General features: G+C 53.5%; 8 protein-coding genes. 4 read left to right on the top strand and 4 right to left on the bottom strand.

What is annotated here, in order from left to right; translation table 11 throughout:
• From F0P93_RS17820 to F0P93_RS17810, 3 genes are all read right to left on the bottom strand, one after another.
• Entirely contained in the window at positions 1-2,550 is a 2,550-nt protein-coding gene (locus F0P93_RS17820; protein WP_150878298.1) for an AMP-binding protein, read from the bottom strand.
• Positions 2,540-3,307, bottom strand: a complete 768-nt coding sequence (locus F0P93_RS17815) for a hypothetical protein (RefSeq protein WP_150878295.1) — start codon at positions 3,305-3,307, stop codon at positions 2,540-2,542. The genes F0P93_RS17820 and F0P93_RS17815 overlap by 11 nt, the downstream gene beginning before the upstream one ends.
• Before the next feature lie 508 nt (positions 3,308-3,815).
• Complete coding sequence (locus F0P93_RS17810) at positions 3,816-4,208, bottom strand: hypothetical protein (RefSeq protein ID WP_150878293.1); 393 nt, start codon at positions 4,206-4,208, stop codon at positions 3,816-3,818.
• 171 nt (positions 4,209-4,379) lie between these two features.
• Between F0P93_RS17810 and F0P93_RS17805 the strand changes: the two genes are divergently transcribed.
• Positions 4,380-5,540: a glycoside hydrolase family 18 protein gene (locus F0P93_RS17805; RefSeq protein WP_374756777.1), complete on the top strand. Its 1,161-nt coding sequence runs from the start codon at positions 4,380-4,382 to the stop codon at positions 5,538-5,540.
• A 244-nt stretch (positions 5,541-5,784) separates the two neighbouring features.
• A complete protein-coding gene (locus F0P93_RS17800; RefSeq protein ID WP_150878291.1) occupies positions 5,785-6,555 on the top strand; it encodes a glycerophosphodiester phosphodiesterase in 771 nt (256 codons plus the stop codon).
• A gap of 191 nt (positions 6,556-6,746) precedes the next feature.
• Here F0P93_RS17800 and F0P93_RS17795 read toward each other — a convergent pair whose 3' ends face one another.
• On the bottom strand, positions 6,747-7,919 hold the full coding sequence (locus F0P93_RS17795) for an MFS transporter (protein WP_150878289.1): 1,173 nt from the start codon (positions 7,917-7,919) through the stop codon (positions 6,747-6,749).
• Positions 7,920-8,437: 518 nt separating this feature from the next.
• Here F0P93_RS17795 and F0P93_RS17790 point away from each other — a divergent pair.
• Both F0P93_RS17790 and F0P93_RS17785 read left to right on the top strand, forming a co-directional pair.
• On the top strand, positions 8,438-8,767 hold the full coding sequence (locus F0P93_RS17790; RefSeq protein ID WP_150878287.1) for a DUF6660 family protein: 330 nt from the start codon (positions 8,438-8,440) through the stop codon (positions 8,765-8,767).
• Between the two features lie 99 nt (positions 8,768-8,866).
• Positions 8,867-13,333 carry a CusA/CzcA family heavy metal efflux RND transporter gene (locus F0P93_RS17785; protein ID WP_150878285.1) on the top strand — a complete coding sequence of 1,489 codons (4,467 nt, stop codon included), beginning with the start codon at positions 8,867-8,869 and terminating at the stop codon, positions 13,331-13,333.
• Positions 13,334-13,389: the final 56 nt, after the last annotated feature.

Raw genomic sequence — 13,389 nt, 5'->3', positions numbered from 1 at the left:
TCACGAGTGTAAGAAGCCATTCACAATGGTTCCAATCCGGTAGCTATGGACCGAGTTCAAAACCTGATCGTGGCTGGCTTCCAGCCAGTGTTCTTCAAAACCGGTTTTAGCAAACAACTGCCAGCGAAAATCGGGCCGTATCTCGTACTGAAAAGCGGACGAATCGCTCGCCCGAAAGAGCACAATGGGGCAGGCAACCGGAATTTTTACCTCGGCCTGCCGCGCGTATTGGTCGACCGCAGCGAAACTCGGTTCCTGCCAATTGACGGCCTGTGTCCCCCCATCTGCACGGGTCGTCCGACTCGTTAAGCGGTTGCGATACCGCGCAACGGCCCGCTGCCAACTGGCGTTCCAGTCAACCGGCCGCTCCGTTTTAAAACCCGCAACCACCTTTCGCCCGATCCGGTGTACATCTTTCCGTAAGGATTCCCGAAACGTGATTCGCCGGTAGAGGGGCGTGTCCAGTAAAACAAGCCGGTTCAGGGTCGGTTGCTGGCTTTGCTCCAGGGCCAAAGCCACCTGATAGGCCACCAATCCGCCAAACGAAAACCCAATGAGCAGGCTATCCGCCGGTCTGTCAATCGCCCGGGCGATCTGCCCAACCAGATCAGCCAGCGGAATCAGCGTCCCATCCGTTGTATACGGCTCGTAATGAACATAGTATACATTACAATGCTGATTCAGATGGCTTTCAATGCCGCGATACATGCGCCGATCGCCCGGCAATGGCGGGATGAAATAGACGTGTTTTCGGTTGCGTTCGGGTTTATTCAACGGAATACACTGAACCCGATGCCGCGCATAGCCCGTGAGGTAATGCGCTAACGCTTTAGGCGTCGTATACGAAAAAACCGCCTGAACCGGCACGGTTTTTCCGATCCGGTTTTCCAACCCGGCCAGACAGCTCTCCGCCATCAGCGAATCGCCCCCGAGGTCCTGAAAAAAGTCATCATAGTCCGACAGAGCCGTTGTCAGCCCCAGTTCTTTTTGCCAGACGGACTTAATCAACGGAACGAAATCCCAGGCATCGGCTTCATCGGCCAGCGGATGATCAGAAAGCTGACTTTCCGGCTCCGGCAGCGCGGCCAAATGAAGCCGGTCAATTTTACCCGTTTTAGTCTGTGGCAATGCATCGAGCAGGATATACCGGTCAGGGAGCATAACGACCGGTAACCGCTGCGCCAGGAATTGCCGGAAACCAGCCAAATCAAAATCGGGTTCGGTACACAGAAACGCTTTCAGAATGAACCGGTTTTCGTGGGAAGTATCGTAAAGAACCGCAGCATTTTTTACGCCCCTCCCGCTTTTCAATTCCTGTTCGATTTGAATCAGGCTTACCTTTTGTCCGTTGATCTTGACTACAAAATCCGTGCGGCCACACCAGAACAAATATCCATCGGCGTCCAAAAAGCCCAGATCGCCGGTCGCATACGCGATCATCCCGTCGGGCAGGCGTTGGTAGGCCCGTTGCGTAGCATCCCGATTATTCGGATAATCTGAGGGAATCCCCGACGCCTGAACGATAATTTCACCCACCTGATGGCGGGGTAGGGGCGCACCCGTTTCGGACCGAATCCAAACCGTTCGCCCGGACACCGGTTTGCCCACCGAAAAAAGATGATCCGTTACCGGCGTGTCGGTTCGCACTTTATAATCCGAAATCGTCCGGGTTTCAGTCGTCGCATAGGCCACCTGCAGCGTCGTATGGGTCGAAAAACGTTTCTGAAAGCCTGTAATATCGGAGGACTGTATGGGTTCGGCACCGATGGAAAGCATCCGCAAGCCGGATAAAGCCTTAAAATCCGTACCGGTTTTTAACAACAGCCGAAACGTACTGACCGACAAACTGCTGAATGTGATTTTCTGCTGCTGCCAGAAAACCGGCAACGACAACACGCCTTCTTTCTTCAGGTCGTAAAACACCAGCGTTGCGCCCGTCAGCAAAGCCGGAAAAATACAGGCCAGTGAGGCACTGAATTCGAGCGAAAACAGCAGGTCGATCCGGTCGGTAGCCGTAATTTCGTTGTCGGTTATTTGCCGGAACGTGTCGGCCAGAACACTCGCGTGCGAGTGGATTACCTGCTTTGGCTGGCCGGTGCTGCCCGAGGTCATAAAAAGGCAAAAAGGCGTTTCCGGCGAAACGATCGGGCACGACTGCGGGGCAAGACGATCCGTTGGCAGCGTTTCGGTAAGGAGCGTTGGCAAGCCCGGATGGTTCGGAACTACCAGCGGCAACCGACTGATCAGACCGGGGCAGGCCCGCGACTGCACGACGTCGCCCAAGGATTCGACTGATTGCGGATGGACTGAATGGTAGTAATTACCGGACAATAAAACTCCGATCAAGGCGGCAACGTGTTCCAGCGGATCGTCGAGCAGAACGGGGATGCACTGCTGTCTGAAATTCCGAACCAGCAGCGCATCAGCATACTGATGAGCCCGGTGGAACAGCATTTCATAGGTTATGGTGCGGTTTCCCTCGCAAAAAGCAGCTTTGGTGGAATACCGTTGAGCGATTTCCGTCCACCGAAGCCGAAATTCATCGTTCATACAGGCGGTAACATTTATAAGGCACTAGTCCCACTTTTAACATGTTTCGGTAACTTGCGCCACCGTCGTAGGCCCACGAAATAACGCTCCGGGCGTTTTGGGCATTTGCCTGGTTGAGACGCGTTACCAGCGCGGTCGTATGATACCCCCGGTTTCGGAAGGCCGGCAGGATGGCCCCGCCCGCCAGAAAAAAATCGCTTTCAATTCCGTACAAAACCGCAATCCCTACCGGCTCGGCCTGATCCCTGACCCGAAACAGAGCAATGTTTTCATTGTCTAGCAATTGCCTGAAATTAGTGATCACAGGTGCCGTATTTTTCTGTTCCGACTCAAAAGCGGCCAGATAATCGCTTGTAAAATCCGGAAGCGTAGCCGCCTGAACCCGTTCGAGTTGAAGATTTTCCGGGATCGGCTGCGAACGGTGCTGAAGCATTGGATCCTCAACCGCCATCAGCCGTTCTTTCAGGCGATATCCGTTGTCCAGCAAAAACCGGTACTGGTTCTCATCGCTACGGGCTTCATCGAGGAGGAGTTTGTGGTGATGAATGGATCGGGAGGAATAAAACGCATTGGCTTGTCCGACAACATCAACGATCTTCGCCGGTTCGTGGCATACGCAATAATTGAAATAGCCAACCTCCGTAAAGGAAAGCAGCAAATGAGTAGGATACGATTCGATGGTGATTTTACCGGTATTTTCGACAACACCAGCGTAGCGACGAAGTCGTTCGATATCGTATTCAAAAAATAAATCCATGAATGGGTACTATAGGTTTAGAAAATGCAATAGTACCATTTTTTGGAAAAAGTAACTTTATGTATACTCAATCTACTTATTAAGAAATGATCCAATGTTCCTTTTAAGGCATGAATCGTGCTGAAAAAACTGAAAAAATTTGCCACTTATTTTTCAAACCGAATAACAATTTACGCCGGGGCGCGTTATATATCTGTATTTCGCTCGTGGTAAGGATATTAACGGAGACGTGGATTATCCTTACAATCGGGTGAAACAAAAAAGCCAGGTGACTTCGGTCGTCTGGCTTTCTTTTTTGGCAAAAATCATCCCCTTTGCTGCCTGATCGAATCGCAGTCCGATTTCCCTACCCCTCTTTTTTCGATGCAAACCAGATTTGTGTCAAAAGACTGATCAGTCTGTTTGCTTGCGAGAACGGAACCTGAACGACCATGCAGGAACCATCAAGCGGTTCGCTGTCGCCCACTGAAAACCATCCCAACACCGCTCTACTTTATACAACCCATCCTTATTTGGGTTTGTCTGCTTTGGGTTTGAGGCTTCCCCGGGCAATGGGCTCCGGTTTTGATTTGGGGTCCGTGAAACGTAGCAGCGTCGCCGTTGGAAATACCGCTTTGGGAGCCTTGAGAATAACGAGTTGATACGACCGCGTGCCAATCACCAGATTGTAATACGACATATCGTTCTCAGCCGCTTGGGGCAATCCCCAATTCGCCACTGGTTCTTTCGCGAGCAATTTTTCGTCCTCCTGCGACAAGGCGGCAAAAACCGTATCGGGTAAAAACTGTTTGCCGGTAACCCCTTCAATAGCCGTGACGACGGCGGGTGGGGTGGATTTGGTTTGCGCCTGGGCTGACACTCCGATCAGCAGCAAAGGCAATACAAAAAGCAGTATTTTCATGACGTTGAAGTAGATTCGTAGGTAATAAACTCATTTGTGGTCCGCTGGTTTTCAAAACCACTCCTGTGGTCTTTGGTGAGTTTGTAGAAGCAGGCTCTCGTCGTACCCATTGTCCATCTCGCCATTGGTGTTAATTTTACAGCTTCTCGACCAAACACATTGACCAACCTGATGATGAAACGACCGCACGGTATTCTGACACTCCTTTTTCTGGCTCTTTTTTACCAATCCGTCCTCATTGGGCAACCGGTTTTGGGCCAGTCCAAACCCAAAAAATACGTTCTGATCGGCTACGTCGGCGGGGGCGGCTGGACCAAAAACGACATCGAACCCCAGAAACTGACGCACATTAATTACGCATTTGCCGTACCCGCCCAAAATGGCGAACTGGCCCCAATCAAGGCAAAAGATTCGGTCAATCTGGCTACGCTGAACACCCTGAAAACGATCAATAAAGACCTGCAAATCCTGATTTCCATTGGCGGCTGGGGCGGTTGCCGGTATTTTTCCGATGCCTCGCTGACCGATGCAGCCCGGAAGAAATTTGCAAAAAGTGCGGTTTCGTTCATGAAAAAACACCGGCTCGATGGCGTCGATATAGACTGGGAATATCCGGATCAGATTGGCGAAAACAACATCTTCCGGCCCGTAGACAAACAGAACTTCACGCTGTTACTGAAAGAGTTACGGGAGCAACTGGATGCGCAGGGCAAAAAAGACAATCGACCCGCATCCCGCCATTACCTGCTAACGGCAGCCACCGGGGGCGACACGGCTTTTGTAAACCACACCGAACTGGGCAATGCACAGAAATACCTTGACTACGTCAACATCATGACCTACGACTTGTATCACGGCAACGATAAAAAAACCGGTCACCACAGCCCGCTGTACCAATCGGCCCTGAGCGACCGGTCGCGCAACAGCTCCGACGACGCCGTCAACGGCCACATCAAAGCCGGGGTTCCGGCCCGCAAAATTGTGCTTGGCCTGCCTTTTTACGGACGCGGCTGGACGGCGGTCAATCCGGTCAACAAGGGCTTGTTTCAACCCTCGGCGGGCAAACACATGAGCCCGAATTATGATGATCTGGTGGCTAATTACGTCAACAAAAACGGGTATACCCGGTATTGGGACGACAAAGCCAAAGCGCCGTATCTGTGGAACCCGGAAAGCCGTACGTTCATTTCGTATGCCGACAAGGAATCGATGAAACACAAAATTGATTACGTCAAATCCAAGGGGCTGGCCGGGGCCATGTTCTGGGAATACACCCTTGATTTAAAGGAGGATAAACTATTGGATGTGCTGGTGAAAGAATTGGCGAAATGAGTAAAAGTTGTATCGCGGAGTTGAGCGGAGTGAAAAGAGTTAAGCGGAGAAAATTAAAAAAACTCTGCTTAACTCTTTTTACTCCGCTCAACTCCGCGAAATAGTTCTTCTTGTTTAGTTAAACAGGTACGTTTTAGTTAATATCCCATTGTTATCTTTCGACGAAAGACACCTGATTTTTAGCCAATACCTTATTCATTGCAGGGTTCTCTGTTACATTTGTGCAGGTAATCCGCTAAACCGTATGAAAACCGCTTGTTTCAATTTCATCACCGTCGTCACCCTGTTTACCGGTTTCGCGGTTCAGAGTATGGCACAAACCAAAGTGATTGCCCACCGGGGCGCCTGGAAAAATACCGGTGCCCCCCAAAATTCGATTGCGTCGCTGCAACAGGCCATCAAACTGGGCTGTTACGGCAGTGAGTTCGACGTTCACATGACCGCCGATTCGGCCCTGGTGGTCAATCACGATCATACCTTGCAGGGCGTCAACCTTGAAACGGCCCCGGTTGCCGACATCAACGCTCTCAAACTTAGCAACGGCGAATCGCTGCCGACGCTGGAAAGCTATTTGAAAGCGGGTTTGAAACAGAAGAAAACCCGGTTGATTTTGGAAATCAAGGCGTCGAAGGTGAGCAAGGAACACTCACTGGCGCTGGCAACCAAATGCGTCCAGGCCGTGAAAGCGCAAAAAGGCCGGAAATTGGTCGACTACATCAGTTTCGATTATGACGTCTGCAAAAAGGTGAAAGAACTGGACCCATCGGCCAACGTGGCCTACCTCAATGGTGATAAAGCCCCCGACCTACTGGCCGCCGACGATTTATACGGACTTGATTACCACCAAAGTGTGATGAAAAAGAACGAAAACTGGATTCAGGAAGCCCACCAGAAGAAGTTGACCGTGAACGTCTGGACCGTCAACGACCCGGAAATGATGGCCTGGCTGCTGGAACGCAAAGCCGACTTTATCACGACCGACGAACCGGAGAAATTGCTGGAACTAACGAAGTAATTGACCGTAAATTTAGCTCCGGAGGAGCGTTCTATCAATAGTTCCCGGATTCATAGAAGCGTCAAAGCCCCGGAGGGGCGTCCTAAGATCAGCCAGGACGCCCCTCCGGGGCTTTACCGTTTTTAGAGCATATTTTTCTATTAACAGAAAACCCCTCCGGGGCATAACCCCTACATTCGTGTACCTAACCCTTATTCCGCCGTTTTGACTTTGCCCGCCATCAGCGCCACGCACAAACCCATACCGGCAATGATGACGAAGGAAATGCGGAGACTGGTAGCTCCGGCGACGAAACCGATCAGCGGAGGGCCGATCAGAAAGCCCAGAAAACCGATGGTCGAAACAGCGGCCAGGGCCACCCCCGGCGACAGAACCGTGGACTTTCCGGCCGCACTATACACCAGCGGCACCACCGACGAAACCCCAAAACCGACCAGAAAAAAGCCGACAATAGCCGTACCCAGATACGGAAACGAAACGGCGGTCAGCAAGCCCGAAGCAATCAGAACGCCACTCAGTTGCAGCGTGCGCTTTAACCCGTAACGTGTGGCAAACCAGTCGGCGATGAACCGCCCGAGGGCCATCGTGCTCATGAAAGCCGTGTACCCCGCGCCCACCATCGCTTTTTCGGCCAGAATGACTTTCTTGAAATAAATACCGCTCCAGTCGAACATGGCACCTTCACAGATCATCGCACAGAAGGCAATGATGCCCAAAATCAACAGGGCTTTGTCGGGTTTGGCAAAAATGGGTTGATCCGAATTCGTGTTGGCGTCTTCCGGTAAAATATACCGGGAAGCAACAGCCAGAGCCGCCAGAGCGAAGAACAGGACTGCCGCAAAATGCTGATAAGGGACGATGCCCGCACCAATCATAACCGCTCCCAGCATGGCTCCCGCAAAACCCGCCAGACTCCACAGCCCGTGAAACGAAGCCATAATCGGCCGTTTGTAGAGGGCTTCAACGCCCACCGCCTGCGTATTGATTGCAATGTTGGCCATGTTGCCGACCAAACCAAAAACGAACAGACAGGCCATCAGTTGCAGCGTCGTTTGCGCAAATCCCAGACTCAGGAGCGTGAGCGCGTAGAGACCAACGGCCAAGGTGGCCACTTTACGACTTCCGATTTTGGTCGTCAGCCAGCCCGCAATCGGCAGCGAAAGCATCAGACCTGCCGGAAGAGCCAGCAATACCCCACCCAGTTCTGCATCCGACAAACCCAGCGTCTGCTGAATGCTCGGAATCCTGGACGCCCAACTGGCAAACGACAGTCCCTGGAGGAAAAACAATGCCCCAACAGCCCCGCGGTGGATGGTACGCGTGGAAACCCGGGGTGAAAGAAGATGACTAACGGTAAAATTCATTATTGAAAAAATTCAAATTTCAGGTTGTATTCAGATCACTCTTAATGAGTAGAAAGCGCAAAAATAGCTTTATAATCAATACTTAAAGCAGCTTTCTCTGACCATAAAATAAAAATCACCAAAATTAAGTTCTTAGATTTAGTCAATTCTGGAAGAGTTCGTATAGATTGTACGGATAATACAAAAAAGACGCCGATCACCAAAAAGCCTGAAAGGCTTACATCACTAGCCCCGGGTATCGCCCGGGGTTTTGGTGGGCGGAACGGGGGTTGGCGAACGCGATGGGGATTGGCGAACGCGATGGGGTGACGGGAATTGATGGAATGGCGATTGATGAACGCGATGGTAATTGATGAACCGGATGACGTCCACCAACCCCGCCCCGGGCGATACCCGGGGCTAATGATTGAAGCCTTTCAGGCTTGTTTGATCTGGGCTAAATCGTTTTTGGGGCTGTTTTGTGATTGAGGACTCTTTTTGACTACCTGTTGCATCCTTTTATCCCATAGCTTTGCCGGATGAAGTCACTGGTTTGTTTGTTGATGAGCGTTCACCTGCTGGTGTTGTCCGCCTGGCCCTGCGCCGACGGCTGCCTGGGCGTGCGCGCCGATCAACAACGTACGACTACCGTAGCCAGTGATGACCACCAACACGACGGCGACCCGGCGGGAGCGGATTTGTGTTCGCCTTTCTGCGGCTGTGCCTGCTGCGGCACGGTGCTGGAATCCATGCCGGTTTTTACCTTCACTTTTTCGGCTTTCTCTTTTTCTTCCGTTCAGTACGCTACCCTCCAATCCCGCTTACCCTCTCCCCCGGTTTCCTGCTGGCAACCACCCCAAATCGGCTAAGACAGGATACCTGCGCCCCATCGGTTCTGTGCAACCGGGTTGCATTTATCGCCCTTGATCGGCGATTTCACTCCTTCTCTATCTTAACGCCGTACCGGTATGCTGGATTCTATCATCCGCTTTTCCATCCGTAACAAACTCATTGTCGGCCTGTTGACGCTGGCGCTGGTGGTGTGGGGCGGTTATTCGCTCAGCCATTTGCCCATCGACGCCGTCCCCGACATTACCAACAACCAGGTTCAGATCATCACCCGCTCGCCCGCGCTGGCGGCCCAGGAAGTGGAGCGGCTCATCACCTTCCCCATCGAACAAACGATGGCGACCATTCCCGAAATCGACGAAATCCGGTCATTTTCCCGCTTTGGTCTGTCGGTTGTCACGATTGTTTTTCAGGAATCGACTGACCTGTACTGGGCACGACAGCAAATCAGCGAACGGCTTTCCAGCGCGCGAAGCCAGATTCCGGCGGGGACGGGCGAGCCCGAAATGGCCCCGGTTACCACCGGTTTGGGCGAAATTTACCAGTATGTCATCTACGCCAAACCGGGTTATACGCAGAAATATTCCCCAACCGAACTGCGTTCCTTACAGGATTGGGTTGTCCGGCGGCAGTTGCTGGGAACACCCGGCGTGGCCGACGTCAGTAGTTTCGGCGGATTACTCAAGCAGTACGAAATCGCTATCGACCCTGACCGGCTCCGCTCCTACGGACTCAGTATCAATGACTTGTTCACCGCTCTATCCCGCAACAACCAGAATACCGGGGGAGCCTACATCGACAAAAAACCCAACGCCTATTTCATCCGCTCTGAAGGACTGGTGGGCAATCTGGCCGACATTGGCCGCATTGTCATTCGCCGGACCAAAAACGGTACGCCGGTTCTGATTCGCGATGTGGCGCAAGTCAATTACGGTTCAGCACTGCGGTATGGCGCACTGACGCGCAACGGACAGGGTGAAGCCGTGGGCGCACTGGTGCTAATGCTGAAGGGTGAAAATGCCAACGAAGTCATTGGCCGGGTCAAAAACCGCATGGATCAGATTCGCAAAACCCTGCCCGAAGGTGTTGACATTCACGCGTTTCTGGACCGGAGCGAACTGGTAGGCCGGGCCATCAGCACCGTCACCCGCAACCTGATCGAGGGCGCGCTCATTGTCATTTTTGTGCTGATTTTGTTTCTGGGCAACTGGCGGGCCGGGCTGGTCGTGGCGTCGGTCATTCCCCTTTCGATGCTCTTTGCCGTCGGCATGATGCAGATTTTCGGCGTATCCGGCAATTTGATGAGCCTCGGAGCCATTGACTTCGGCCTGATTGTCGATGGTGCCGTCATCATTGTCGAAGCGACCTTGCACCATTTACACAAGCGAGAGGGTGAAAGAATGAAAGAGCGAAAGAGCGAGCCATCGCACACGCTTTCGCTCTCTCGCTCTTTCGCTCTTTCACAAGCCGAAATGGACGAGGAAATCTACCAATCCGCCAGCCGGATTCGCACCTCGGCAGCTTTCGGCGAACTCATCATCCTGATTGTCTATTTACCAATTCTGGCGTTGTCAGGCATCGAAGGCAAGATGTTCGGCCCGATGGCGCAGGTCGTCGGCTTCGCCATTGCCGGGGCGTTTATCCTCTCGCTGACGTATGTACCCATGATGTCGGCCCTGGTTCTGAGCAAAACCGTTTCCACCAAACGCACCATTTCCGACCGGATGATGGACGTTTTTCAGCGGCTGTACGAACCCGTTATTCAAGCGGTGATGCAACGAAAGGCCTTGGTGCTGAGCGTCGCGGTTTTGCTGCTGGCGGGTGCGGGCTGGCTGTTCACCACGCTGGGTGGTGAGTTTATTCCAACCCTGGACGAAGGCGATTTTGCCGTTGAAACCCGCGTTCTGACCGGTTCGTCGCTGAGCCAGACGGTAGACAAAACGACCCAGGCGGAGCGGGTTTTACTGCAAAAATTTCCGGAAGTAAAGGAAGTTATCAGCAAAATTGGCGCGGGCGAAATTCCGACGGATCCCATGCCCATTGAAGCCGCCGACATGATGGTTATCCTGAAACCGCGTTCGGAATGGACTTCGGCATCGAATCGCGAGGAACTGGCGGAAAAAATGACGGAGGCTCTGGAAGCCATTCCGGGCGTCACCTTCGGCTTTCAGCAACCCATTCAAATGCGCTTCAATGAGTTGATTTCGGGAGCGCGGCAGGATGTGGCCGTTAAGATTTTTGGCGAAGACCTGGATGAACTCACCCGCCTGGCCAAACGCGTGAGCGGTTTGATCACGGGCATCAAAGGAGCCACGGATTTGTACGTAGAACAAGTGGAAGGACTGCCCCAGATCGTCATCAAACTGGATCGCGAAGCCCTCGCCCGCTACGGGTTATCGGTAGATGATGTCAACCGTACGATCAGCACGGCTTTTGCCGGCGAAAGCGCGGGGCTGGTTTACGAGGGCGAACGGCGGTTCGATCTGGTGGTGCGGCTGGCGGGCGAAAACCGGCGGAGCATCAACGACGTTCAGGCACTGACCATTTCCGGAACCGACGGCCCGGCCATTCCACTCTCGGAAGTCGCCACCGTCGAACTGATTCCCGGCCCCAACCAGATTCAGCGCGAAGACGCCAAACGGCGGCTTACCATCGGTTTCAACGTTCGTGGGCGCGATGTGGAAGGGATCGTGAGCGAGCTGCAACAGAAAATCGGTCGGCAGGTCCCGTTTCCAACCGGCTATTACGTCACCTACGGCGGTCAGTTCGAGAACCTGATCGACGCCCGGAACCGGCTGCAAGTGGCAGTTCCGGTGGCCTTGAGCCTAATTTTTCTTTTACTCTTTCTAACCTTTCATTCCTTGCGACAGGCATTACTGATCTTTTCGGCCATTCCGCTGGCGGCCATTGGCGGGGTTTTGGCCTTGTGGCTGCGCGGTATGCCGTTCAGCATTTCGGCGGCTGTCGGGTTCATTGCGCTGTTTGGCGTGGCGGTTTTGAACGGTATTGTGCTGCTGGCCGAATTCAACGACCAGCGCCGGAACGGCATTACGGATCTCAAACAGGCCATTTTCCGGGGAACCCGCATCCGGTTGCGCCCCGTCCTGATGACGGCGACGGTAGCATCACTCGGTTTTTTACCGATGGCGTTATCCAATACCGCCGGGGCTGAAGTGCAGAAACCGCTCGCAACCGTCGTCATCGGCGGCTTGCTCACGGCAACGCTGCTAACATTGCTGGTCTTACCGGTTTTGTATTTACTCATCGAACAGCGGTTTGGGAAACGGGATCAATCGTTACTGCCTCAACCCAAAACCGTCGTAGCCATCGGATGGCCTTTCATCGGTTTGCTGACGCTCGGATTCAGCCTTGTTTCGCCGGGAAGTAAGGCGCAGGCAACCGCTCAACCAACACCCCTTTCGCTGGAACAGGCGCTGAAACAAACGTTTCAGAACAATCCACAGGTACGGGTTTCGACCCTGAACGTCGATTATCAGCAGGCGTTGCGCGGTACGGCTTCTGACGTTGGCAAAACCGACCTGATGGTAACTGCCGGGCAATACAACAGCCGCTACGTCGATCAGTCGCTGCAAATCGGCCAGCGGCTTCCCGCACCGGGTTTGATCCGAAGCCAGAAAGCCCTGGCCGACGCCCGGATTGGCGGAGCCGAAGCCGAAAGCCGCGTGACGCGTCAGGAACTGGCTTTCCAGCTTAAATCGGCGTATTACGGACTCGTTTACCTCCAGACGCTGCACCGCGAACTGACCCGGCAGGACAGTCTTTTTGCGGCCGTCGCCCGGGCGGCTGGCATCCGGCGACGAACGGGCGAAGGCTCCCTGCTCGAACAAACGACGGCCGAAGTGGAAGCACGGCAACTCCAAATGACGCTGCTCCAAAACCGCGCCGACCAGCAAATACAGTCCCGGCGACTGCAAACACTGCTCGGAACCGACCAACTGCCCCGGATTGCGGATTCGGTCTTGATCGCCCGCGTCATTCGCTTGCCGGATTCGGTTGCGTTAACGCAAAACCCCGAGCTGGCGCTGTTGCAGCAGCAGATTGAGATGGCCCGGCGCGAAACCGAGGTCGAACGGGCGCGGCTCAAACCCGATTATTCGTTCAGCGTGGTGAATCAGTCGCTGCGGGGCATTCAGACGATCAACGGCACCGACCGGTTTTACACGGGCGTCGATCGGTTTACCTACGGGCAGGTTGGCATCTCGATTCCGATTGTGGCCAAACCGCTCCGGGCGCGCGTTCGGGCGGCTGAACTGGGCCAGCAACGCACGGAAGCACAGCTCAACGCCCGTCGGCGCACCCTCGAAGGTGCTTTTGCGGAACTCCTGCAAACGTATCGCAAAAACCGCGAGACGCTGACGTATTACGAAGAGTCTGCTTTGCCACAAGCCACGCTGATCCGGCAGCAGGCCGACCGCTCGTACCGTGCCGGAGAAATTGGCTACATCGAACTGTTCCAGAACCTCCGAACAGCAAGCGGTATTCAGACCGGTTATCTGGCTGCCCTAAACGACCTGAATCAGACCATTATCCACCTTGAATACCTTCTGGGAAGCACTGAACCATGAAAAATACGCTAGTAGAATTAAAAGACCGCCTGCATCAACTGCCCCTAAATCCCCTA

Origin of the sequence: Larkinella humicola (assembly GCF_008727875.1) — a bacterium.
Taxonomy (GTDB): Bacteria; Bacteroidota; Bacteroidia; order Cytophagales; family Spirosomataceae; genus Larkinella; species Larkinella humicola.
This window is presented reverse-complemented; position numbering and strand designations above follow the sequence as displayed.

Bases quoted from the DNA above. Each gene is read 5' to 3' on its own strand.
- F0P93_RS17810 (WP_150878293.1), bottom strand. From the start codon at position 4,208: ATGAAAATACTGCTTTTTGTATTGCCTTTGCTGCTGATCGGAGTGTCA.
- F0P93_RS17795 (WP_150878289.1), bottom strand. From the start codon at position 7,919: ATGAATTTTACCGTTAGTCATCTTCTTTCACCCCGGGTTTCCACGCGT.
- F0P93_RS17800 (WP_150878291.1), top strand. From the start codon at position 5,785: ATGAAAACCGCTTGTTTCAATTTCATCACCGTCGTCACCCTGTTTACC.
- F0P93_RS17805 (WP_374756777.1), top strand. From the start codon at position 4,380: ATGATGAAACGACCGCACGGTATTCTGACACTCCTTTTTCTGGCTCTT.
- F0P93_RS17815 (WP_150878295.1), bottom strand. From the start codon at position 3,307: ATGGATTTATTTTTTGAATACGATATCGAACGACTTCGTCGCTACGCT.
- F0P93_RS17790 (WP_150878287.1), top strand. From the start codon at position 8,438: ATGAAGTCACTGGTTTGTTTGTTGATGAGCGTTCACCTGCTGGTGTTG.
- F0P93_RS17785 (WP_150878285.1), top strand. From the start codon at position 8,867: ATGCTGGATTCTATCATCCGCTTTTCCATCCGTAACAAACTCATTGTC.
- F0P93_RS17820 (WP_150878298.1), bottom strand. From the start codon at position 2,550: ATGAACGATGAATTTCGGCTTCGGTGGACGGAAATCGCTCAACGGTAT.